This is a genomic window from Xanthomonas albilineans (assembly GCF_002939705.1).
In the GTDB taxonomy this organism is placed as follows: domain Bacteria; phylum Pseudomonadota; class Gammaproteobacteria; order Xanthomonadales; family Xanthomonadaceae; genus Xanthomonas_A; species Xanthomonas_A albilineans.
This window is the reverse complement of sequence record NZ_MDCB01000007.1, coordinates 83,057-103,545: the sequence shown is the minus strand read 5'-3', so window position 1 is coordinate 103,545 and position 20,489 is coordinate 83,057. Positions and strand designations below refer to the sequence as shown.

The 20,489-nt window shown below is 65.4% G+C and carries 12 protein-coding genes; 4 read left to right on the top strand and 8 right to left on the bottom strand.

The window, feature by feature from the left end:
* The first annotated feature begins 204 nt into the window (after positions 1 to 204).
* The 3 genes from XalbCFBP2523_RS08330 to XalbCFBP2523_RS16570 all read left to right on the top strand — a co-directional run bounded on the left by XalbCFBP2523_RS08330 (position 205) and on the right by XalbCFBP2523_RS16570 (position 2,370).
* Positions 205 to 1,260 (top strand): glycosylasparaginase, encoded by a 1,056-nt coding sequence (locus tag XalbCFBP2523_RS08330; RefSeq protein WP_045766078.1) that lies wholly within the window; start codon positions 205 to 207, stop codon positions 1,258 to 1,260.
* Positions 1,257 to 1,997: a copper homeostasis protein CutC gene (locus XalbCFBP2523_RS08325; RefSeq protein ID WP_012916710.1), complete on the top strand. Its 741-nt coding sequence runs from the start codon at positions 1,257 to 1,259 to the stop codon at positions 1,995 to 1,997. Before XalbCFBP2523_RS08330 ends, XalbCFBP2523_RS08325 begins: the two co-directional genes overlap by 4 nt.
* 199 nt (positions 1,998 to 2,196) lie before the next feature.
* Complete coding sequence (locus XalbCFBP2523_RS16570) at positions 2,197 to 2,370, top strand: hypothetical protein (RefSeq protein ID WP_158250778.1); 174 nt, start codon at positions 2,197 to 2,199, stop codon at positions 2,368 to 2,370.
* 56 nt (positions 2,371 to 2,426) lie between these two features.
* Here the strand turns inward: XalbCFBP2523_RS16570 and XalbCFBP2523_RS08320 are convergent, their stop codons facing one another.
* On the bottom strand, positions 2,427 to 3,503 hold the full coding sequence (locus XalbCFBP2523_RS08320; RefSeq protein ID WP_045766077.1) for a sialidase family protein: 1,077 nt from the start codon (positions 3,501 to 3,503) through the stop codon (positions 2,427 to 2,429).
* A gap of 112 nt (positions 3,504 to 3,615) precedes the next feature.
* Here XalbCFBP2523_RS08320 and XalbCFBP2523_RS08315 point away from each other — a divergent pair, with 112 nt between their 5' ends.
* Positions 3,616 to 4,992 carry an alpha-L-fucosidase gene (locus tag XalbCFBP2523_RS08315; RefSeq protein ID WP_080928127.1) on the top strand — a complete coding sequence of 459 codons (1,377 nt, stop codon included), beginning with the start codon at positions 3,616 to 3,618 and terminating at the stop codon, positions 4,990 to 4,992.
* Positions 4,993 to 5,001: 9 nt separating this feature from the next.
* On the opposite strand, the gene XalbCFBP2523_RS08310 is transcribed toward XalbCFBP2523_RS08315, so the two are convergent.
* The 7 genes from XalbCFBP2523_RS08310 to XalbCFBP2523_RS08280 form a co-directional block, all read right to left on the bottom strand.
* Positions 5,002 to 6,297 carry a sensor domain-containing phosphodiesterase gene (locus XalbCFBP2523_RS08310; RefSeq protein ID WP_080928126.1) on the bottom strand — a complete coding sequence of 432 codons (1,296 nt, stop codon included), beginning with the start codon at positions 6,295 to 6,297 and terminating at the stop codon, positions 5,002 to 5,004.
* A gap of 395 nt (positions 6,298 to 6,692) precedes the next feature.
* Positions 6,693 to 8,537: a glycoside hydrolase family 35 protein gene (locus XalbCFBP2523_RS08305; protein ID WP_045766075.1), complete on the bottom strand. Its 1,845-nt coding sequence runs from the start codon at positions 8,535 to 8,537 to the stop codon at positions 6,693 to 6,695.
* 57 nt (positions 8,538 to 8,594) lie between these two features.
* Positions 8,595 to 10,937: a GH92 family glycosyl hydrolase gene (locus XalbCFBP2523_RS08300; protein WP_045766074.1), complete on the bottom strand. Its 2,343-nt coding sequence runs from the start codon at positions 10,935 to 10,937 to the stop codon at positions 8,595 to 8,597.
* 45 nt (positions 10,938 to 10,982) lie between these two features.
* Positions 10,983 to 12,431, bottom strand: coding sequence for a glycoside hydrolase family 125 protein (locus tag XalbCFBP2523_RS08295; RefSeq protein ID WP_045766073.1), 1,449 nt, complete (start codon positions 12,429 to 12,431; stop codon positions 10,983 to 10,985).
* A gap of 49 nt (positions 12,432 to 12,480) precedes the next feature.
* Positions 12,481 to 15,195: a glycoside hydrolase family 3 C-terminal domain-containing protein gene (locus XalbCFBP2523_RS08290; RefSeq protein WP_080928217.1), complete on the bottom strand. Its 2,715-nt coding sequence runs from the start codon at positions 15,193 to 15,195 to the stop codon at positions 12,481 to 12,483.
* Between the two features lie 29 nt (positions 15,196 to 15,224).
* Complete coding sequence (locus tag XalbCFBP2523_RS08285; protein ID WP_045766072.1) at positions 15,225 to 17,924, bottom strand: beta-mannosidase; 2,700 nt, start codon at positions 17,922 to 17,924, stop codon at positions 15,225 to 15,227.
* Between the two features lie 16 nt (positions 17,925 to 17,940).
* Positions 17,941 to 20,394: a family 20 glycosylhydrolase gene (locus XalbCFBP2523_RS08280; RefSeq protein ID WP_196297623.1), complete on the bottom strand. Its 2,454-nt coding sequence runs from the start codon at positions 20,392 to 20,394 to the stop codon at positions 17,941 to 17,943.
* Between the last annotated feature and the right edge of the window lie 95 nt (positions 20,395 to 20,489).

Below are 20,489 nucleotides of genomic sequence, written 5' to 3'. Positions count from 1 at the left end.
ATGGAAGCGCCTGCCCTTCAGTGGCGAGAAAACGACAGGTTGCACGGTGCGTTTGACAGCACCTCTCTACTGCCTTCTTGCCCATCGTGGGCGATGCAATGCCGCAATGCCCATTCAATCCGGCAGCACTCTATCGCATGATGCGCGCTTGGCCGCGCGCGATTGCCGCGCGGCGCCTGTCCATTGCCGCGCTGGAGCTGATCAATGCACGAACGTCGTCATTTCCTGAAAACCGCCGCTTTCGGCGCCCTGGCCGCCGGGGTGGGCGGTGTGTTGCCTGGGGCGCGCGCTGCGGCCAAGGCCAAGGCCGGTGTCGCGCCGCTGCCGCGCGGCGCGGCGCGGGTGATCTCGACTTGGGATTTCGGTGTGCCGGCGAATCAGGCCGCGTGGCAGGTGCTGGCCCGCGGCGGGGCGGCGCTGGATGCGGTGGAAGCCGGGGTGCGGGTGCCGGAGGCGGATCCGGACAATCACACTGTCGGGCTGGGCGGCTATCCCGATCGCGATGGCCGGGTCACGCTGGACGCCTGCATCATGGACCACACCGGCAGTTGCGGCGCGGTCGCGGCGCTGGAAGACATCGTGCACGCGATTTCGGTCGCGCGGCGGGTGATGGAGAAGACGCCGCATGTGATGCTGGTTGGCGACGGCGCGCTGCAATTCGCGCTGGCGCAAGGATTTGAGCGCACCAGATTGCTGACGCCCGCAGCGGAAAAGGCGTGGAAGGAGTGGCTGAAAACCTCGCACTATGCGCCGGAGGCCAACATCGAGAACCACGCCTATCGCCGCGGCACGCTGCCCGGCGGCAAGGACAATCACGACACCATCGGCATGCTGGCGCTGGATGCGCACGGCAATCTGTCCGGCGCCTGCACCACCAGCGGCATGGCGTGGAAGATGCACGGGCGGGTCGGCGATAGCCCGATCATCGGCGCTGGGTTGTACGTGGACAACGAGGTGGGCGGGGCGACGTCCACCGGCGTTGGTGAGGAGGTGATCCGCAATGTCGGTAGTTTTGCGGTGGTGGAAATGATGCGGCAGGGCAAGAGTCCCGCCGAGGCGTGTCGCGAGGTGGTGATGCGCATCGTGCGGCGCAAGCCGCAGCTCACGCGCGATCTGCAAGTGGGTTTTCTGGCGATGAATCGACGTGGCGAGATCGGGGCATTCGCGATCCAGCCCGGCTTCACCTACGCGGTTTGCGACGCGCAGCGGCAGGATTTGTTGCTGCCTGGACAGAGCCATTTCGCCGAGCCGGCGGCATGAATCGGCCCACGACCCCGGGCCTGGAAGTGGCCGCCGATGCGATCGGCTCGGCGTTGGCGGCACAGGCTGGCGGGGCGATGCGGGTGGAACTGTGCGGCGGGCTCGATGGCGGCGGCTTGACCCCATCCTTCGGCACGCTGGCGGTGGTGCGCGATCGCTTGCGGATTCCGTTGTACGTGTTGATTCGCCCGCGCGTGGGCGATTTCGTGTTCGATGCGGCCGAGGTCGAGGCGATGTGCCGCGACGTGGAGCAGTGCGTGCGGCTGGGCTGCGATGGCGTGGTGCTGGGCGCGTTGGATCCATCCGGCGAGGTGGACATGGCGACGATGCGCGAACTGATCGCCGCCGCTGGTCCGTTGGGCGTCACCTTCCACCGCGCCTTCGACGTCAGCGCCGATCCGCGTCGTGCGTTGGAGGACGTGATCTCGCTGGGCTGCGAGCGTGTGTTGACCTCTGGCGCGCGCGAGACGGCGCAAGAAGGCGCGGCTTTGATCGCCGAGTTGGTGCAGCAGGCCGGTACGCGGCTGAGCGTGATGCCCGGTGCGGGCGTCACCGATGCCAATCTGGCGCAGCTGCGCGCACGCACGGGCGCACGCGAATTTCATGGATCGGCGCGCGGGCCGCTGGCATCGCGCGCGCGCGCGACGCATCCGCATGTGCGCAGCCTGGGCGGTGATCGCCTGCAGACCGATGTGGCGCTGGTGCGGCGGATGGTGGCGTTGTTGCAAGAGACATAAGCCGGTTGAGCGGCTTGCCGGGGCGTGTGTGTTGGTGTGTTTGTTATTGGTCTTTCAGCGTTCTGGCGTGACGTCGTGGTTACGTCAACGCGGCGCGATTTAAACCAAACAGCCTCGGGAAATCCCAGGGCGTTTCGCTTTTGTTATTTTGAATTGGATATGGACGAAAGGCATAAAGAAATCCATTGGTCCGCGCAGAATGCTCTACTTGCTAGTAATGGCCGGAGCCTTAATGTTTTTTTCTGGTTTGACTATTCATCGGGGTGGTGTGGCGTATTTGATTTTTGGAGGAATGATCGGCCTTGGTACTTTCTTGATGTTGGCAGGTTTGATGATTTCTTTCTTTAAAGAGATGCGTCAAAGAGCGGTCTGATGCGTGCGCCGGCATGCTTGGTATGCCGGCGGCTTGATCGGTGTACGGCGCGATAGTCACCCGTTGTCGGCGCTCTGCCAGGTCGCGATGTCCAAGCGCTTCGGATCCAACACCACATGCTTGATGTGGGTGCGCTTCCACGTGTAGCTGATGTGGATCTGGCCGTCGCGGGTCTGGATCACCGCCGGGTAGGAAAATTCGTCCTTGGGGCTGTTTTCCAGGGTCAACACACGGGTCCAGTGCAGACCGTCGTTCGATAAGGCGACGGCCAGGATGCCACGGCCGTCCCACCACTCCTTGCCGGCCTCGGTGGGGTTGTAGACCAGTAGCGAGCGGCCGTCGGCCAGCACCACGGCGTCGGTGCCGGAATTGGGATTGGCCAGGTCGAGCAGGGTCATCGGTTCCCAGGTGCGGCCCTGGTCGTGCGACCAGGTGCTGAACACGTGGTTTTGCCGGCTGCGGCCGACAGCCTGCACGCGCCCGTTCGCATGCACCAGCACGCTGGGCTGGATGGCGCCGATCTTGGCCGGATCGTTCATGGCTGGGCCACGGGTCCAGTGCGCGCCGTTGTCGTCGGACCATTCCATATGCGCGACCCAGCCGGCGTCCTCGCTGCTGCTGGGGCTGAGGATGCGGCCGCTGGCCAGTTGCACGGGTTTGTTCTTGATCGGGCCGAGGATGCCCGTGGGCAAACGCTCCGGTGCCGACCAGTGGCGGCCGCCATCGCTGGAGGTGATCTGCATGCCCCACCAGCCCTTCGGGTCTGGACCGACTTTGTAGAATAGCCGCAGTGGCCCCTGCGCCGGTTGGAATAGCACCGGGTTCCAGGCGGGCAACGGCGGCGCGCCGTGCGCTTGCGCCCCGTCGGCCACGCGTTGCGCCGGCAGCCAGCCATGTGCGTCGCGCCGCGCGACCCAGATGCCCACGTCGTCGGCACCTTCGTGCTGGCCGCCGAACCAGGCCGCGAGCAGGCCATCGTCGGTTTCCACCAGGGTGGAGGCATGGCATTGCGCGGTCGGTGGTTTGGCGTTGACGAACTCGCTGTACACGATCGGCGTGAGTGTGGTCACGGGGGCGGCGACGGCGTGCAGTGCGAACAGCGACAGCAGGGGGAACAGCGTGCGCGATATCATGTGGTCGGTCCTGTGCCGGAGTGCGGGGATATCTATGTATCATCAATTGAACACCCTATGCTGACGGCGCTGGCAGCGTCGTTCGTCTGCTCGATGATTGTGAGGATCTGCGATGCCGTGCCGTGTGCTTTCTCCGTTCCGCTGCTTGGCCGTGCTCGGCTTGACTGCCTTGGCCGCACCGCATGCGCTGGCCGAGAACTTCGCCGAGGTCAAACCTTCGCCGCAGCAAGTGGCCTGGCAGGATCTGGAGTTCGGCGTGATCGTGCACTTCGGCACCAACACCTTCCTGGATCGCGAGTGGGGCGACGGCACCGCCAGTGCCAAGGTGTTCGCCCCGGATCGGGTGGACCCAGCGCAGTGGGCGCGCGCGTCCAAGGCGGCCGGCGCCAAGTATCTGATCCTGGTGGCCAAGCACCATGACGGTTTCGCCTTGTGGCCGACCGAGGAAAGTGCCTACTCCGTGAAGCAGAGTCCGTGGCTGGGCGGCAAGGGCGATCTGGTGAAAATGACCAGCGAGGCCGTGCGCCAGCAAGGCATGGGCTTGGGCATCTATCTGTCGCCATGGGATCGCCACGAACCCAAGTACGCCGATCCCAAAGCCTATGACAAATTCTACGCCGCGCAATTGGTGGACTTGGCCTTGCATTATGGTCCGTTGACCGAATGGTGGCTGGATGGCGCCGGCAGTGCCGGTCACGTCTACAACTTCGACAAGTATCTGGAGGAGCTGCGGACCTATCAGGCCAATGCCATGGTGTTCGCCGATACCGCGCTGTTCGAGTATGGCGATGTGCGCTGGGTCGGCAACGAGGCCGGCGCGATCGAGGGCGAGAATTGGAATACGATCGATCGTCACGGCGTGCTGCGCTGGCGTCCGGTCGAGGTGGATACGCCGCTGCACAAATTGCAGTGGTTCTGGCATCCCAATAGCGATCAGACGCTCAAGAGCGTCGACGAGCTGGTGCAGATCTGGGAAGACAGCGTCGGCCGTGGCGGGCAATTGGTGCTGGGCATCGCCCCGGACAAGCACGGATTACTGCCGCAGGCCGATGTCGAACGGCTCGAAGCGATGGGCCAGGCGTTGCAGGCGCGCTATGGCGCCGATCGCAATCTGGTACGCGGCCAACTCAAGGCCGACGACGCAATCGCTGCCGCGGTCGATGGTGATCGCGATACGTTCTGGAGCGCACCCGCCGGCTCGCATCACGCCACGCTCGAACTACAGTTCAAACAGCCGGTGACCTTCGATACGGCGTTGTCGATGGAGTGGCTCAACGATGGCCAGCTGGTGCAGAAATACGCGGTGGAAGTGTTCCGCGATGGCGCCTGGGTCAAGGTAGCGCAGGCGCAGGCCATCGGGCATATGAAGATCGATCACTTCCCCGCAGTCACTGCCTCGCGCGTGCGTCTGAATATCCTATCCAGTGTGGATGCGGCGCATATTCGCGAGTTTCAATTGTTCGAGGTTGGCGCTGCCTCCCTGCGTTGAGCCGGCAGGTCAGCTACAGGTATTTACCAGTCTTTGTCCGGCCGTGCCCCTGGCGCCGTGTATGGCGTCGGATACGTGTTCGTGCGCGAGCCGAGTCGCATCATCCCGTTGCATGGGTTTGGCAAGATAATAACCTTGCGCATAATCGACGCCTAATTGTTGCAGCGTTTCCAGTTCGCTGGCGGCTTCGACGCCTTCGGCGACGACCTCGCTGCCAATTTCGTGCGCGAAGTTGATCAATCCCTTGGCGAGAGCTTTGCGGTTTTTGTCGTGGTCGATGGACTGGGTCAGGCTGATGTCGAGTTTGATGAAGTCCGGCTGCAGGTTGAGGATATGCCGCATGCTCGAATAACCCGCGCCGGCATCGTCCACTGCCACGCGCACGCCCAGTGCTCGCACAGGGTTCAATGCTTCCGCCAGCGCTGCATAATCGTTCACGATGTCATGCTCGGTGATCTCCAGCACGATCCGTGAAGCATCCACGCAACCCAATAGTGGCAGTAGCCTGGACGAGATGATCAGCTCCGGCGAGCAATTGAGGTTGAACGAGATGTTGTCCGGGAATCGCGCCAGTTCCTTCAATGCCTTATCGATGGCATGCAATTCCAGGTCCAGGCCGAGCCCGACGCTGTGGGCGGCGTTGAACCACTTGTCCGGTGAACGGCAGGGCTGCATGTTGAAGCGCGACAGGCATTCGAAGCCATGGATGTGCGGTTTCGCGATACCGTACACAGGCTGGAAAACGATGCTCAATGCATCGTTCTGCATGGCGGCGCGGATATCCTGGGCCACGGATTCTTGCTCGCGTTTCTGCCGCTCGACACTGTCGAAATAGAAACCTAGGAACTCGGAGAATGCACGTAGCATATCCATGTCGCGTTCGGTGAGCGAGGCGACGGGGTGGTGGCTGAAGCAGCACAGCGTCCCGAACACGCGCTTGTCTTCCAGGACGATGGGCGTGCTGAGGTGAGAGCCGATGGGGATGGCGTGCGTTTCGGGGATGGCGATGGCGGCGGGAATATGCGCTGTGTTAGGGATAAACTCCGGTAATTCTCCGTTCACCACCTTCATGCAGTAGCCCGCATCTATCGGGATGGATTGTCCGCGGTTGAGCAGTGGATATCCTTCGGAGTCGACGTGATCGAGAATCCGCGTATCGCCCTGGAAGCGCGACACGAAGGCCACGTCCATCGAAAGGTGCCGCCTGACCACCCCCAGAACCCGATCCAGTCCGGAGGCTCCCATGGAATGTTCGAAGAAATTGGCCAGCTGGCCTGCATCGTCTGGGGGGTCAATCATTTCCATAGAACAATCACGATCAGAGGAAGTCGCTTTGCGGAAAGAAGGGAGACTGGCGATTGCGATGACGCCGTGTCATTCCTAGCCGCAGGCTATCGAAGTCTTTGACTAACTCTATCAGGGGAAATTTTGACGCACGTCACATATGCATCACGTGTGCAGATCTGCGCGAGCAGCCAGTGCGCGGCGATCCTGTGCGCCGCAAAGGCAGGCCCAGCTTGGATTTGAGCATGCGCAAGCTGTGCAACAGCGGTGAGCTGATATGCCGTCCGACCGCGGTTGGTCCCACAACGGTGGATGAATTGCAGTGCGCTGCAATCGTGGGCGTCAGCCTGTAGTTGGCCCGACCGCACGAGCGCCCATGCGGAGGAGGGGATGAGGCCGTGACGGGTAGACCGGATTCAGCCGCCTGGCTGACTCCACACCTGGGTTTTCCCGCCGCGAACGCTTGCATGCCGGGAGGTGTCCAGATCGAACACGATCACGCTGTTGTCGCCCTGGCGCTGCCACGGCGCCGGGAAGTACAGCGTGCGCTGCGGGCCGATGTTCCAATGACGGCCAAGATTGTGGCCGTTGGCCCAGGCGAAGCCTTTGCCGAAAGCGCGCATGTCCAGAAAGGTGTCGGCCGGGGCGGCGATCTTGAGTATGCCGCGGTGGAAAGCGGGGCCGTCCACCTTGGCGGAGGTCCAGCCGTGGAGTGTGCTGGCGTCGTCCATCGGCAGCGGGAAGGTTTGCCAGCCGCTCAGGGACTTGCCGTCGAGCAGCACCGGGTCGACCAGGCCGGCGCGACCGTCGGGCAAGTGCGTGCCGTAGTTGATGCGGCCGCTGTTTTCGACCAGCACGTCCAGCGTGTGGGTGCCGGCGGGAATGTCCACGTCCACGGCGACCTGCTGTCGGCGGCGGTCGGCGCTGCCGGCGAGCGCGTGATCGACGTAGACGCGCGCATAGTCCCGCACCTCACCCAGGTATAGGCTGCCCTTGCGCGGGCCGGTGACGGTCGTGCGGTAGAGGATGTAGCCGTAGGCTTGGCCGTAGCGTTCCATCGGTTGCGGGATGTCGGTGGTGGCGGCTGCCGGTGGCAGGTTGTCCCAGAGCGATGCCGATTCGCGCAGCGGTGTGTCCGCCAGTTCGGCGAAGTGCTGCGGCGCGGGCAGCGCCGGCGGCTGGATGCCGGTGACGCGGGCGATGGCGTCGCGGAACAAGGCGAACTTGGGCGTGGGACGGCCGGCTTCGTCCAGGACCGCGTCGTAGTCGTAGCTGGTGGTCTGCGGGGCGTAGTGGTCGGTGGGGTTCTTCTGGAAGTTGGCCCCGTTCATGAAGCCGAAGCTGGTCCCGCCGACGAACATGTAGATGTTGGCGGAATGGCCCTGGCGCAGGATCCATTCGAACTCGCTGGCTTGTTTGGCGGCGTCGGTGGCGGCATGTTTGTCGCCCCATTGGTCGAACCAGCCAGCCCAGTATTCGCCCACCATCTGTGGTTGCCCGGGGCGAAACTTGGCCAAGGTCTGGAAGGCGGTTTTGGCGTCGCCGGGGCCGAAGTTCACCACGGCCAGCGTATTGGGCAAGGTGCCATTGGCGAGCACGTCGGGACCGTCGGCGGTGAACAGCACGGCCTTGTCGAAGCCGGCCTGGACGTACATGGCACGGTTTGCGCGCATGTAGGCGTGGTCGTCGTTGTAGGAGCCGTATTCGTTCTCCACCTGCACGGCGATGACCGGGCCTCCGTTGCCGTTGAGCCGTGGCTTGACCTGCGCGCCGAGCGCATCGAGATAGGCCCGGCTGGCAGCGAGGAAGCGCGGGTCCTGGCTGCGCACGCGCATGCCCGGTTCGGCGAACAGCCACGCGGGATAGCCGCCGGCCTCCCATTCGGCGCAGACGTAAGGGCCGGGACGCAGGATCACGTTGAGGCCCTGCGCGGCGGCGGCGTCGATGAAGGCGGCGATGTCGTTGTTGCCGCTGAAGTCGAACTGGCCAGGACGCGGCTCGATCAGGTTCCAGAAGACATAGGTCTCCACCGTGTTCAGGCCCATGGCGCGGGCTTTTTGCAAACGGTCGTTCCAGTAGGCGCGGGGAATCCGCTGGAAGTGGATGGCGCCGGAGATGATCTGGTAGGGCGTGCCGTTGCGGGTGAAGTGATCGCCCTGGGTGGAAAACGCGGGCCAGGCTGGCGTGTGCTTCGGTTCTGCGGAGGCCGTGAGCGACAACAGCAGCGACAGGGCAAGCGGGGGTAGGGAGCGACGCAGCATGTGGAGTCTCCGGCAATCGCGAAGGTGATGTGTTGGCGCCGCGCCCATCGTGGGGCGTCAGGCGAACGAAGGCGGCAGGTCGTCCTTGGCAGCGCCGAAGGTGGTGTTGGGGGTTGGCCCCATGTCCAGTTCGAGGGTGCCGCCAGTGGCAAGATCGGCGTGGCGCAGCCAACTGCGTGTGTACGGTTTGCCGTTCCAGCGCGCGCGCTGGATGTACACATTCGCCGGGCTGTTGCCGTGGGCAATGATGCGCAGGGTGCGGCCGTGGCCGACATCCAGTTCGGCGCGTTTGAACAGCGGGCTGCCGAGCACGTAGTTGGCGCTGACCGGATCGACCGCATACAGGCCCAGCGCGCTGAGCACGAACCAGGCGCTCATCTGTCCGCAGTCCTCGTTGCCCGACAGGCCGTTGGCGGCGTCGTGGTACTGCTCGCGCAGCAACCGTCGCACCATTGCCTGGGTCTTGTACGGCTGCCCGGCGTAGGCGTAGAGGTAGGCGACGTGGTGGCTGGGTTCGTTGCCGTGCGCGTACTGGCCGACCATGCCGTCGATGTCTGGTGGCGCGTCGGCGGGCAATGCCGAACTGGTGGAGAACAGTTCGTCGAGTTTGGCGACGAAGTGGTCGCGGCCGCCGAACAGGTCCATGTAGCCGTACAGATCGTGCTGGTTGAGGAAGGTGGCCTGCCAGGCGTTGGATTCGGTGAAGTCGCGCCAGCGCTTGCTGTGGCCCATCGCGCGCGGGTCGAACGGCGTTGCCCAGTGGCCATCGCTCAGGCGCGGCTGTACGAAGTTGCTGTCGTGGTTGAACACGTTGCGGTAGTTGCGCGAGCGTGCGCGCAGGCGTTGCGCGTCCTCGTGGGCGCCTGCGGCATCGGCCAGATGTGCCACGGCCCAGTCGTCGTAGGCGAATTCCAATGTGCGGCTGGCGGATTCGTCGACCTTGTCGCAGGGAATGTAACCCAGTTGCCGGTACAGCCCCAGGCCGTGCACGTCGTCGTCCATCGCGCGCTTGCGCCACGCCGGCCATGCCGCCTTCCAGTCGATGCCGGTAAAGCCCTTGGCATACGCTTCGGCCAGCACCACGGCGGAGTGGTAGCCGATCATGCAGTCGGTTTCCACGCCTTGCAGCGGCCAGATGCCGACGCCTTGCGGGCATTCGTTGGCGCCGCGCACCAGGCACTGCACCAGATCCGGGACGCGCTCGGGCTGGACCAGGGTCAGCAGCGGATGCAGCGCGCGGTAGGTATCCCACAGCGAATACGTGCTGTAGTTGTGGTAACCGGCAGGTGCCTGGTGGATCTGCAGATCCATGCCGCGATAGCGGCCGTCGGTGTCGCTAAACAGGCTTGGCGCGAGCAGGCTGTGGTACAGCGCGGTGTAGAAGATGCGGCGCTGTGCGTCGTCGTCGCTGTCGATGCGTACCCGTCCCAGTTCTTTCTCCCACGCGGCCACGGCGGCGGCGTGCACGCCGGCGAAATTGAAATCGGGTAATTCGCTATCCAGGTTCGCCAGCGCGTTCTCGGCGCTGACTGCGGACAGGCCGACCTTGACCAGCAACGGCGCGTCGGCGGCGTCTGGATAGTGCAATGCCAGTTTCAGCTGCGTGCCGTCGGCCTGCCGCGCGGATGCGGCCAGCGGTTTGTCTTCGGAATACAACTGCGCGGTGGCGAACGGCCGCGACAGGCGCAGCGCGAAGTAGATGTAGCGGCCCTTGGCCCATTGGTAAACGCGGCGGCCGCCGGTCACGGTCTGCGCATCGACGATGCGCAATTGCGCGTCGCTGATCCGGGTGGGGATGCCGGGTTTGTCCTGCATGCCATGGCAAAAGTCCAGCAACAGGTGCGCCGGTTTGCCCTTGGGAAAATGATAGCGGTGCAGGCCGGCGCGCGCGGTGGCGGTCAGCTCGGCGTGCACGCCGCTGTCTTTCAGGCGCACGCGGTAGTAGCCGGGCGAAGCGGCTTCGTCGGCATGGTCATAGCGCGAGCGGTAGCCGGCGTCTGGATTGTCGAGCGTACCCGGCACCAGCTTGACCTTGCCGGTGCCTGGCACCAACAGCACATCGAGCATATCGCCGATGCCGGTGCCGGACAGGTGGGTGTGCGAGAAGCCCATGATCGAGCTGTCGTCGGCGTGGTATCCCGAACACGCGTCCCACACGGCGTTGTAGGTGTCCGGGCTCAGTTGCACCATGCCGAATGGCAGTGTCGCGCCGGGGAAGGTGTGACCATGGCCGCCGGTGCCGATGAAGACATCGACGTGGCGGGTGAGTTCGGCCTTGGCGCGCGCATCGGCCGGCAGCGCGTAGTTGCCGGCGCGCGCCCGCGCCAGTCGGGCGATGCCGCTGCTGCCGAATAGAGCCAGGGCGATGGCGCCCTGCAGGAAACCGCGTCGTGTGGCCATGATGCTGTCCTTGGAGGTGTGCGGTGAAGAGGAGGGGAAAGCGGATCAGGCGTTCAACAAGTGCGGCTTGCGCTGGTGCAGATCGATGATCAGTTCGCCGAACATGGTGTTGGCCCAGGCGAACCAGGAACGGGTGAAGTGCGCAGGATCGTCTTTGTCGAAGGACTCGTGCATGAACCCGCTGCCGGCGTCGGTGCTCTTCAACCATTGCAGGCACTGGCGGATCTGCGCGTCGTCGTCGCTGACCAGCGCGTATTGCATCAGCGACATCGGCCAGATCGTGTTCAGCCCGCTGTGCGGGCTGCCGACGCCCTCGGCGGCATGCCCGCGACAAAAGTACGGGTTGCGCTCGCTCCAGGCCAACGCGCGGGTGCGCAGGAACAGCGGATCGCGGCGGTCGCAGCAGTCCAGATAGGCCAGGCTCAGCAGCCCCGGTGCGTTGGCGTCGTCGATGAACAACTGGTTGCCGTAGCCGTCCACTTCGTAGGCCCAGAACGCTTGGCCGTCGGCATCGCGCATCTGCCCGAAGCGGCGTGTAGCGGTCTCGACTTCGTCGGCGAAGGCGCGGCACTCCGCCGCGAAGGGGGCATCGTGGTGCAGGGCTTCGCTCATCGCCGCCAACTGTCGCAGGGAGGTCACCGCGAACAGGTTGGCCGGGACGAACAGCGGATACACGCAGGCATCGTCGGACGGACGGAACATCGAGTGGATCATACCGTTGGGCCGTGTCGGTTGACCGTAGCCGTCCAGCACCAGGGTCTCGGTAGCTAGCGGCGAGGGGCGCTGGAAGCTGTACGGGCCGCGATCATGCAGGCGCTGCTGTTCGCGGAAGGTCCTGACCACCACGTGCATCGCCTCGCGCCAGTCCTCGTCGAACGGTGCGGCGTCGCCGCTGGCGCGCCAGTAGGCGTGCGCCAGGCGGATCGGATAGCACAGCGAATCCACTTCCCACTTGCGCTCGCCGACGCCGGGCTTCATCTCGGTGATGTCGGCCACCGACCACTTCAGGCGCTGGCTGCTGCCATCGGGCAGGAACGCGTTGGCATACGGATCCAGGCGGATGCACGCGGCCTGGCGCTGGATCAGGCCATGGAACATGCGCTGCAGCGCCGGATCGTGCTTGGTCAAGGCGATGTATGGATGCACTTGCGCGGAGGAGTCGCGCAACCACATCGCCTCGATATCGCCGGTGATGACGAAGGTGTCCGGCTTACCGTGGCGGGTGCCGATTTCCACCGTGGTGTCGAGGGTGTTGGGATAGCAGTTTTCGAACAGCCAGGCCAGAGACGGATCGGCGATGTCGGCTTTGATGCGGCGCAGGTGTTTTTCCACTGTGCTGCTGACGAAGCGGCGCTTGCTCGGCGGCGGGCGCTTGCTGGTCAGCCTGGTGGATGCAGCCGCAGTCGTGGCGGCAAAACCCGGTGCCACGGCACCAAGCAGGCTGGCGCCGGCAGCGCTGCCGATCAGGTGGAGGACGTCGCGGCGGGAGGGCATGATGAAATTCCTGGTGTGTTTTTGTACGAATGTGCGCAGTGCATGCGCGTCATCGTGGCAATGGCGTCGTGCCCTGAATCGAAAACGCCGCTTCACTGCCAGACACTTGCGTGTCCGGCTGACCACCACCGACGAATAGCCGGTAGTCGCCGGCCTCGACCGCGCGCTGGCCACTGCGATCCACGTCGCTGAGCTGGCGCGGCTCCAGGGCGAAGCTCAGGGTGCGTGCTTCGCCAGGTTGCAGGCTCACCCGCTGAAAACCGACCAGCGCCCGCAGCGGCGACTGTGCACGCGGCGGATATTGCAGGTACACCTGTACTACCTCGTCGCCGGCGCGTGCGCCGGTGTTGCGCACGGTGGTGGTGACGTGCAAGGTGTCGCCAGCGCGCAGCGTGGTGCTGGACAGCTTTGGTGTCGTGTAAGCGAACTGGGTATAGCTCAGGCCGTAACCGAACGGGAACAACGCTTCGCCCTTGAAATAGCGGTAGGTGCGGCCCTTCATGTCGTAGCTGACGTAGGGCGGCAGATCCTTGGTCGAGCGGTAGAAGGTCACCGGCAGGCGCCCGCCGGGGTTGATGTCGCCGGCCAGCGCCTGTGCGATCGCGGTGCCTCCAGATTGTCCGGGATACCAGGCCGCGAGGATCGCATCGGCGTGTTGCTTGGCCCAGTTCAGCGCCACCGCGCTGCCGCTCATCAGCACCACGATCAACGGCTTGCCGCTGGCTTTGGCGCGCTCCAGCAGCGCCTGCTGCGCCGCGGGCAGGGACAGGTCGTTGCGGTCGCCGCCGTCGAAGCCGGGCACGTCGATGCGCAGTTCTTCGCCTTCCACATCCGGCGATAGACCGACGAAGGCCACAACCGCGTCGGCCTGCGCCACCGCGTGTTCGACCTCGGCCAATTGCGCCGCTGGTGGTGCCAGCCATTCCAGGCGCAGTCCCTGGTCCTGGCCACGGTGTTCCAGTTCCAGACGGATGCGGTGTGGCTGGGTGTCGTCGAAATGCAGCACGGTTTCCACGTTGCGGCCATCGGCGTTATGCATGCCGGCTGGCACGTGCTTGTCTTCGGCGTTGCCGGCGACGATTAATTGATCGTCGATGTACAAGCGCACCGGATCGTGGCCAGCACAGTCGAAACAGCGCGCCACCCGCACCGCCAGGGTGTAGTCGCCCGGGCCGGGCGGCAGCAGTTCGCCGCTCCAGCGTACCGAGTAGCGATCTTTGTCCACGCCCTTGGCCGGCGCCACGTGGTCCCAGTTGAAGCCGATCACCCGATCCTGGCGTTGCGCGCGCGGGCGACCGACCAGATCCAGGTTGTCGAAATATTCGCCACGCAGACCGGGCTTGCCGTCGCTGCGTAGCGCGGTCTCGGGGATCGTGCCCGGTACGCCCGCAGCCAGCGGCGCGCCCTGCGCATAGTGCACTTGCGTGGTGCCAAAGCGCGCACGCAGGCCTTGCAGCGGCGTCACCGGTGCCACCGAGGTGCCTTGGTAGTTGGCTTCCAGTGCCGCCAGTGCATCGGCATTGGGGCCGATCACCGCCAGACGCAGCCCTGGCCGCAGCGGTAGGGTGTCGTTGCGATTTTGCAGCAGCACCAGCGATTGCTGCGCCGCTTGCAGCGCCAGCGCGCGGTGCGTGGGGCTATCGATGTCTTTGGCGCCGAGTCGCGCATACGGATCCTTGCTGCGCGGCTGCAATTCGCCCAGTCGGTAGCGCGCGGCGAACAGCCGCACCAGCGAGCGGTCCAGCATGGCCTCCTCGGCCTCGCCGCGGTCGAGCGCGATGCCGAGATCGCGGTAGGCGTAGCCGCAGTTCAGATCGTGGCCAGCCTTGAGCGCGGCGGCGGCAGAGCCGGCGTTGTCGGCGCGGTAGTAATGGAACTGGGTCATGTCGTCGATGGCGTCGCAATCGGAGACGACGAAACCCTTGAAGCCCCAGTTGCCGCGCACGCGACCGTCGATCAGCCAGTCGGCGGCACAGGCCGGGATGCCGTGCAGTGCGTTGTAGGCGCACATCACCGAGCCGGCATGACCCTCGACGATGGCGGCGCGGAATGCGGGGGAATACGTGGCTTCGAAATCGTGCGGCGAGACGTCCACGTCGAAACCGTGACGGCCGGATTCCGGCCCGCTGTGCACGGCCAGATGCTTGGGCGTGGCGATGGTGCGCGGATGCGTCGGGTCGTCGCCTTGCAGGCCGTGGATGAAGCCCACCGCGAGCTGCCCGGTGAGATAGGGGTCCTCGCCGTAGGTTTCCATGCCGCGGCCCCAGCGTGGGTCGCGGAAGATGTTGATGTTGGGCGACCAGATCGTCAGCCCGCCATAGCGCGCATGGTTCTTGCCAGGGCCGCCAGCGAGGTTGAATTTGGCGCGTGCTTCGGTCGAGGTGATGGTGCCGACTGCATGCAGCAGGTCGGTGTTCCAGCTTGCCGCCAGGCCGATGGCCTGCGGGAACACCGTGGCCTCGCCGTTGCGGGCGATGCCGTGCAGGCCCTCGCTCCACCATTCGTAGGCGGGGATGCCCAGGCGCGGGATGGCCGGGGCATCGTTCATCGCCTGGGCGATTTTTTCTGCGCGGGTCATCTTCGCCACCAGCGCGGTGGCGCGGTCTTCGGCGTCGTCGGCATGGGCCAGTGGCGAGACGAGCAGCCCAAGCAGGCACAGCGCTTGTGGTATGTCGCGCAGGAGCGACGACAGTGGCGATCCGGCGCTGCCGGCATCGCGTCGTTGCGGTTGATCCGCTGGCGTGTGCAGTGCCGTGCGCGGCATGCTGGGCGTGGTGATCTTCGGCATCGGTATCACTTGTTTTCCATTGGTTCGGCCGGTGCGCCGGCGAGGGTGCTGGCTAGGTCGCGCACCTGCAGCGCAGCGCGCAATTGTTCCAGTGTGGCCTGGCTGCGCAGATGCACGGTCAGTGGTTCGCCGGGCAGCAGGTCGAAGGCGTTGTCGGAGAGGGTGACGTCCAGATCGCCGAACGCCAGCCACACTTCGCTGGCCAGGGTGGGGCTGCTCAGGGTCAGCGCATAGCCATCGCCGTCGGCGCGCAGGTCGGTGCGGATGTCCGTGCGAGGCCATTGCAAGCGCTTGGCGGTGTCGAAGAACACCAAGTTGCGCGACAGCACGCGTTCGCCGTCGAGCAGTTCGAACACCGCCACGCTGCGCGCGGGATCGGCGCGGCGCAGCAACTGCGCATCGCTGAAACTGCCGACGCGCAGGCTGGACAGCGGTGCCAGCGTCACCGGTTTCTCGCTCTTGCTTAGCACCTTGCCGGCCATGTCCATCACCCGCATGCGCCAGCGTGCAGTCAGTGGCGTGGTGCGGTCGGAGACCAGCGATACAGTGGTATGGCCGCTGTCATCGCGCAGGGCGGCGATCAGTTCCGGTGCGTAGAAGCGCCGCGCGCGGTAGTGCAGTGCTTTCCAGCGACCGAAGTAATCCAGGCTCGACCACGAGGCGCCCGGCCAGACGTCGTTGAGCTGCCAGTACATCGAACCCATCGCCTGCGGCCGCGCCGCGCGTAGGTGTTCGGCCGCCAGGGCGATGCCTTCGGCTTGCATGATCTGGCTCAGGTACACGAAGCTCTCGAAATCCTTGGGCTCGCCGAACGCGCGGCGGATGTACAGCAACAGACGCTGGTTGCCATTGCCCTTGTCGAACTTCTGGTGCGCGCGCATCACCGGCGATTCCGGTTGCAGGTCGCCGGGCTCGGCGAAGGCGCGGATGGTGCGCATGTCCGGGAACGATTGCAGACCGTATTCGGACATGAAGCGCGGGGTCACGTTGAGGTATTCGGTGACTGGCAGCGCCGGGCCGCCCCACACTTTCCAGTAGTGCATGTCGCCATCGTTGGGTTGGTCGGCGGCGCCATCGAAATCGGTGCCGGGCGAGGTGGCCCAGTACGGCGTGTCGCTGTCGTAGTGGCGCACCGCGTCGCGCAGCACGCTGCCGAACAAGGTGGTCATGCCGCGCACGATGCGCTCGCGCTCTTCCGGGTCGATCGACTGCTTGAACTTGATCCGGTCGCCCCAGTTCTCCCAGCCGGTCTGCACTTCGTTGTTGCCGCACCACAGCACGATGCTGGGATGGTCGCCCAGGCGTTTGACTTGCGCTTCGGCCTCGGCACGGGTGTTCTCGCGGAAGGCCACGTCGTAGGGCGGGATCGCGCCGCCGAACATGAAATCCTGCCAGATCATCAGGCCCAGGCGGTCGGCGTCTTCGTAGAAGCTGTCCGGTTGATAGTGGCCGCCTCCCCAGATGCGCAGCATGTTCATGTTGGCCTCGCGCGCGGATTGCAGGAAGCCGTGCATGCGCGCGGCGTCGACGCGGCTGGGGAAGCTGTCGAACGGGATCAGGTTTGCGCCCTTGGCGAACACTGCGATGCCGTTGACCACTAGGGCGAAGCTTTTGCCCCACCTGTCCTGTTCGCGGCGCAGTTCGATGCTGCGCAGGCCGGTGACGCGCTGGGTGTCGAGGCTGTCGCCGCTGGTATCGCGTAGGTGGGTCTTGAACGTGTACAGATCCTGCCGGCCATAACCGACCGGGAACCAGCGCTGCGGGTTGGCGATGCGCACCGGTACGGTGAGGATGTTGTTGCCTGGGTCGAGGACCGCTTTCTGCGAGAACTGCGCCACCGGCTGGCCGTCGGGGCCGAGCACGTCCAGATCCAGTTGCACCGCATCGCGATGGTCGGCTTGCACCTCCAGTTGTGCCAGCAGTTGTGCCGCGTCGGCGTCCACCCGCTGCTGGGCGATGTGCAGGCCTTCCACACGCAGGGCGTCCCAGGCTTCCACGCGCACGTCCTGCCAGATGCCGGCGGTGACGATGCGCGGACCCCAGTCCCAGCCGAAATTGTAGGGCGCCTTGCGCACGTAGGTGGAACTGTGCCGCGCCACCGGCTCGTCGCCGAAGGCCGAATCGTAGGCGCCGGGCAGCGCGTAGGGTTGTTTGGCCAACCATGGTTGGATCTTCTTGATCGGCGAGGACAGCCGGACTTCCAGTACGTTGTCGCCGCGCTGGAGCAACGGTTTGGCATCCACCCGCCATTGCCGGAACATGTTGTCGGCCGAGAGCAGTTTCTTGCCGTTGAGGTAGACCTCGGCGAAGGTGTCCAGGCCGTCGAAGATCAGTTCCACATGCGCACGCGCCAGCAGCGCTGCGTCGGCCTTGAACCGGGTCTTGTATTCCCAGTCGCTCAGTCCGACCCACTGGATCTTGGCTTCGTTGTCGCGATAGAACGGGTCCGGGACCACGCCAGCGGCGATCAGGTCGGTCTGCACCGTGCCCGGCACCTTGGCCGGCAGCCACTGCGCTGCTTTCGGGTGAGTGCTGGCCGAGGCATCGCCCGGCGCCAGCCTGACTTGCCAGCCCTGCTGCAACGACAACGACGATGGTGGCGCTGCCTGGCCCAGCGCCGGTAGCGCCAGCGCCAGTAAGAGCCCGAGCCGCGCGGGAAGGCGCGTGCACGGCGCGGAGCGGAAGTGGCGATGCGACAGGGTCATGCGGGGTCTCCGGGGGTCAGTGCGCGGCGGCGGTTGGCGCCTGCGCGGCGCTGTCGATCAAATGGACGGCGCCGATGGCGTAGTACGGGCCTGCGATCGGTGCGGTGGAGCGCAGGCACAAGTCGTGTACGCCGGTCTGCGCCGGCAGCCGCGCTTGCAACGAGAACTGTTCGCCGAGGGTCTTGCCGGCCGGCAGCGGCAGCCGTGCCAGGAGCTTGCCCTTGCAATCGCCCAGATGCACTTCGAACTCGCCATGCGCGCTCTTGGCCGGATAGCGCTTGACCTTGGCTTGGTCGTGCGCCAATCCATAATTGCGCGCCAGCCGCGCCGCATCGATGCGAATGCGGGCGATGCCGTCCAGGCGCGCGTCGGCATAGCGCCAGCAACTGGTGAAGAGATCGATGTTGAATACAGGTGTGTCTTTGCCGGGCAGATCGGGCAGCAATGGCACGCGCAGGCCCAGCGAGCCGTCTGCGCACGAACCCAGGCCCTGGGTGTCGCGGCTGAGCAGGTTGGGGCGGTCGAGGATGCGGCTGCGCGCTGCGGCGAGCACGCGGCCGTCGTCGGCGAAGGTGGCCACCCGCACCGTGGTCGGCAGGGGCACGGCGAACGGCGCGGTGTAGTGCGCCGAGTCGGCCTTGGGTTCGCTGCCGTCGGTGGTGTAGCGGAAGTTGCCAAACTTGGCCTGATTGCTCAGCACGATGGTGGCCTTGCCGCTGTCGAGCGCGGCATTGTCGCCGCCCTGCACCGCGATGTCCGGCGCGAAGGCGCCGTCGCTGGCGTCGATGCCCTGAGTGCGATAGCGGTCCAGTTGTGCCGGCAGGCGTTGCAGGAAGCTGTTCCAATTGCGCGCGGCCATCGGCGACCACGCGGCTTCGGCCACCGCGCTCAGCCGTGGGAACAGCGCATGGTCCACGTGCCATGCCGAGGGGATGTACTCGGTCCACAGCGCCGCTTGGGTGCCGAGCACGTGCTTGCTCTCGTCGGCGCTGAGGGCGGCCGGCACTGGATCGAAGCTGTAGACCTTCTCCAGCGGCAACACCGACAAGCGGCCATTGGGTTCGTCGTTGCGAGCGCTTTGCAGGTTGTCCAGGTACATCCAGCCGGCGGGTGCCAGGACGACGTCGTGGCCTTGCTTGGCCGCGGTGACCGCACCTTCCACGCCGCGCCAGGACATTACCGAGGCGCTCGCGGGCAGGCCGCCTTCGAGGATTTCGTCCCAGCCGATCAGGCGTCGGTTGTGTTTGGTCAGATAGTCGGCCAGTTGCGCGTTGAACCAGCCTTGCATCGCATGCGCATCCTTGACGCCGAGCCTGCGCATCTGTGCGCGTACCGCCGGCGAGTGTTCCCACTGGTCCTTGACCGCTTCGTCGCCGCCGATGTGGATGTAGGTCGAGGGGAAGAGTTGCAGCACTTCGTCCAGAACGCCCTGGATGAAGGTCATGCTCTTGGCGTCGGTGTTGAAGAGATAGGGGTTGACGCCCCAGTCCACCGACACCTTGGGCCGTTGCCGGGTGACCCCGACCAGTTCCGGATACGCCGCGACCGCTGCCTGCGCATGTCCGGGCATGTCCAGTTCCGGCACGATGGTGATGTGCCGGTCGGCGGCATAGGCGACCAGGTCGCGGATCTGGTCCTGGGTGTAGAAACCGCCATAGCGGTTGGGCAGGTCGTGGCTGCCGGCACCGGGCGGGGTGCGCCATGCGCCGATCTGGGTGAGCTTGGGATAGCGCTTGATCTCGATGCGCCAGCCCTGGTCGTCGGTCAGATGCAGATGCAGGACGTTGAGCTTGTGCTGCGCCATCGCGTCGATGACGTGCTTGACCGTGTCCGGGCCATGGAAATGCCGTGCCACATCGAGCAACAGGCCACGCCAGCCGAAGCGCGGCCAGTCGCGGAGATGCACTTGCGGCACCTCCACCTCGCCCTTGTCGGCATTCGGGGTAAGCAGTTGCCAAGCGCTGATCGCACCGTAGAACAAGCCGGATTCGTCGCGGGCCTGGATCAGCATGGTGTGCGAGTCCACGTCCAGCGTGTAGCCCTCCGCTTGCGCGACCGCGGTGTTGGGGTTGAGTTGCAGGCGGATGCTGCCGTCGGCCGGGATGGTCTCCTCACGCACCTGCACGTTCAGACCGCGCGTCTTGCGCAGCAGCGCGGCTAGTTGTTGGGCCACGCGCATCGCCGCTGCGTCGTCGATGGCCACCGAGAGCGCGCTGTCGCTGTCGAAGGTCAGCGTGTCGCCGTCGCGTTCGGCCTGCGCCGGTGCCGGGATCAGCGGCAACGGTGCGTCATCGTCGTGGTGGTCCCGCGGCTTCGGTGCGGGAGCCGGTTTCGATGCAGGTTTGGGTGCGGCCTGTGGCGCAGGTGGTGGGGCGCGATCGCAGCCACCGAGCAAGGCGCCAAGCGCGATCAAGGACAAGCGCAGCCAGGCGGTGCGGGAGGCCGCCGCGATGCGCGCGCAGGCGGGCATCGGGCGGTGCGGCAAACGGGAGTGGTCGCCCACGACGGTCATCGGTCTATCTCATACGATCCAGACGCGTATCGTAGTGGATCGCCCCTCGTGGA